Origin of the sequence: Stenotrophomonas maltophilia group sp. RNC7, from assembly GCF_030910085.1 — a bacterium.
GTDB lineage: Bacteria > Pseudomonadota > Gammaproteobacteria > Xanthomonadales > Xanthomonadaceae > Stenotrophomonas > Stenotrophomonas sepilia.
Genome location: NZ_JAVFVN010000187.1, coordinates 1 through 2852, shown reverse-complemented (window position 1 = coordinate 2852; position 2852 = coordinate 1). Strand labels below are relative to the sequence as shown.

Sequence of the window (2852 nt, the reverse complement as noted above, 5' to 3'; positions counted from 1 at the left end):
CCCAACTGTTGGGGGGGGGGGGGGGGGCGCCAGCCAAACGAAAAAAACCACCAAAACAAACAAAAAAAACCCCACACCCCCCCACAACCCCACCCCCCCCCAAAAACCACAGCCCCCACCCCCACCCCCCCCCCCGCCCCTGGTGGGGGGCCCCGCGGGTGCCCCCCCCACCTCTCAGATCGGGTTCTTGTCCAGGAACGCGCGGATCTCCGGTACCAGCACTTCGTGCTTGTCTTCCAGCACATAGTGGCCGGCGTCCTCGAAGGCATGCACCTGGGCCTGCGGCAGTGCGGCCTGGAAACCCTTCAGGAAATGATGGTCGAACACGAAGTCACGCAGGCCCCAGCCGAGGAAGGCCGGGCGGTCGGCGAACGAAGGCAATGCCTTGCCGGCACGCTCCAGTAGCGACCAGGCCTTGTCGGCCGGCGACAGCGGGATGTCCTGCATGAAGCGGATGGTGCTGATGCGGTTGGCCCAGCTGTTGTACGGCGACACGTAGGCGCGGCGCACATCGGCCGGCATCCTGCGCTCCACGCCAAGCCAAGAGGCCCCGGACGAGAACGCATTGAAGCTGCGGATGATCCACTCGCCGATCTTCCAGTGGCGACCCAGCGCGATCTGCCACGGCATCTTCTTCGCCGCCGGCATCGGGAAGGCAGCGGTGTTGAGCACGACCAGGCGCTTCACCTGCTCGTGGTGCGACAGCGCCCAGCCGAAGCCGATCATGCCGCCCCAGTCGTGCACGGCCAGGGTCACCGGGCCGGTGATGCCCAGGTGCTTCAGCAGCGCATCAAGATCGTCCACGCGCGACTGCAGCGTGTACTCATAGCGGCTGTCGTCCGGCTTGTCCGACAGGCCCATGCCAATGTGGTCCGGCACGATGCAGCGGTACCTGTCCGACAGGCCGGCCACCAGCGTGCGCCAGTAATAGCTCCACGACGGGTTGCCGTGCACCATCACCACCACCTCGCCATCGCGCGGGCCCTCGTCGAGATAGTTCATCGACAGGCCGGGGCGGACCTCGAAGCGCTGCGGGTGGGCGGGGTAACCGGGAAGATCGCGCATGCGGAGCACCTAAGGAGAGTCGCGGCGCAATGTAGAGCCGAGCCGTTGCTCGGCTGCTCTCCGGTCCGCTGCGGAAGAGCCGCGCTGCGCGCGTGAGCCGAGCATGGCTCGGCTCTACAGGAGGTCGGGCAACGGGCTGCTTACCAGACCACTTCAGCCATCGAGCAGTTCAGGCCCGAGCCAATACCCAGAAGCGCGATGCGATCACCCTTCTTCAGCTTGCCCAGCTGCTTGAGCTTGCTCAGCACGATCGGCACCGAGGCCGGGCCGATGTTGCCGTGCTCGCCGAAGATGGTCATGACCTTCTTCGGGTCGATGCCGAAGTTCTTGATGAACGCGGCGGTGTGCGGCTGGCTGACCTGGTGGATCACGAACTGGTCCAGCTCCTCCACGGCCCAGCCGAGTGCGATCTTGGCGGCGCTGAAGGTCTTCTGCGCCAGCTTGATGCCTTCGATCAGCAACAGGCGGGTGTCGGTGACCATGCGGTCCAGGTTGCCCAGGCACAGCTGGTTCCACTCGGTGGCCGAGCGGGTCACGCCGCCCTTGTAGCGCGGCGCGTCCGGCACCAGCTCCGCGCGCGCCATCACCATCGCGGCGGCGCCCGACCCGGTGGTCAGCGCGGCCAGCTCGTTGCGGAAGTCGTCGGCGGTGACGTCCGGGGCGGTCATGCGCTCCAGGGTCTTCTCGTACACCAGGTTGGCGGTCTCGCCGTCCACCACCAGCGCGTAGTCGATATCACCGCGCTCGATCATGCGCGCCGCGATGTCCATGCCGTTGATGAAGGCCAGGCAGGCGTTGGCGACGTCGAAGGTCATGCATTCGTCGCTGACACCGAGGTTGCCCGACACGATCGAGGCCGTGGACGGCTCCAGGTAGTCGCGGCTGACCGAGGTGTTGACCAGCAGGCCGACCTGGGTCGCGGTGATGCCCGCGTCTTCCAGTGCCTTGCGGCCGGCCATGGTGGCGGCGTCCGACGCCAGCACGCCGTTGTCCCACAGGCGGCGGGCGTGGATGCCGGCGATGTCGCCGAGCACATCGGTGCGGATACCCAGGCGATCCAACGTCGGCTGCAGGCGTTCGTTGATTTCCTTGGTCGTCAGCGTATGCGGTGCGTCGACGTGTGCCAGGCCGGCGATCGAGACATTCTTGAAGAGCATCGAGGTTAGCGCCAAGGCTCAGGCAAAAGGGGGCGCTATTCTATAACCCCCGGGCTTTCACCGCATCTTTACGAATTCAGCCTCGGCCGTATGGTGAAGCGTTCAGCGCGGCGGGCACTGGAACGCGGCGAAGCGCTGGCTGCCATCGGCGGGGGCCGCAGCGGCCTGGACGGCATTGGCACCGGCGCTCGGGGCCTCGTTGCGGGCCAGGGTTTCCAGCTCTTCCTGCACCCGCAGCGGGTTGCGGTTGTAGAAGCCGACCTTGCTCTTCACGGTGACCACCACCTCGCCCTTGGCGATGCAGCCAGCCGGAACCGGCCCTGCCGGCAGCACGCGGGTTGCCTTGCCGGCCGGTTCGATCGGCACCCAGGTACAGGCGGTGACGGTGAGCAGCAGGGAGGAAAGCAGCAGAACGCGCATGGGCAGATCCTGGAAGGGTATGGGGGGATTCTGCCTGAACAGCCTGAATCGGGGGTAGCCGGGGCGGAGCCCAGGTAGCGGCGGGGCCAGCCCCGCGCGCGCCCCCCGCCGGCTGGGGGGGCGCCCGGAAACCGGCGGGCCATGCCCCGCGCGCCCCCCGGCGACCGGCCCCCCGGGGGGGGCCGGGCCCCCCCCGATGTATTTTCCGGG

At 67.6% G+C, this 2852-nt stretch carries 3 protein-coding genes; all 3 read right to left on the bottom strand.

Translation table 11 applies throughout. The features are described from left to right. Nucleotides 1-174: 174 nt before the first annotated feature. The 3 genes from RCF13_RS02415 to RCF13_RS02405 all read right to left on the bottom strand — a co-directional run bounded on the left by RCF13_RS02415 (nt 175) and on the right by RCF13_RS02405 (nt 2642). Entirely contained in the window at nt 175-1065 is an 891-nt protein-coding gene (locus RCF13_RS02415; protein ID WP_134969505.1) for an alpha/beta fold hydrolase, read from the bottom strand. Between the two features lie 140 nt (nt 1066-1205). Continuing rightward, complete coding sequence (locus tag RCF13_RS02410; protein ID WP_005420782.1) at nt 1206-2222, bottom strand: 3-oxoacyl-ACP synthase III; 1017 nt, start codon at nt 2220-2222, stop codon at nt 1206-1208. A gap of 102 nt (nt 2223-2324) precedes the next feature. Next, nucleotides 2325-2642, bottom strand: a complete 318-nt coding sequence (locus RCF13_RS02405; protein ID WP_005407628.1) for a DUF4156 domain-containing protein — start codon at nt 2640-2642, stop codon at nt 2325-2327. Between the last annotated feature and the right edge of the window lie 210 nt (nt 2643-2852).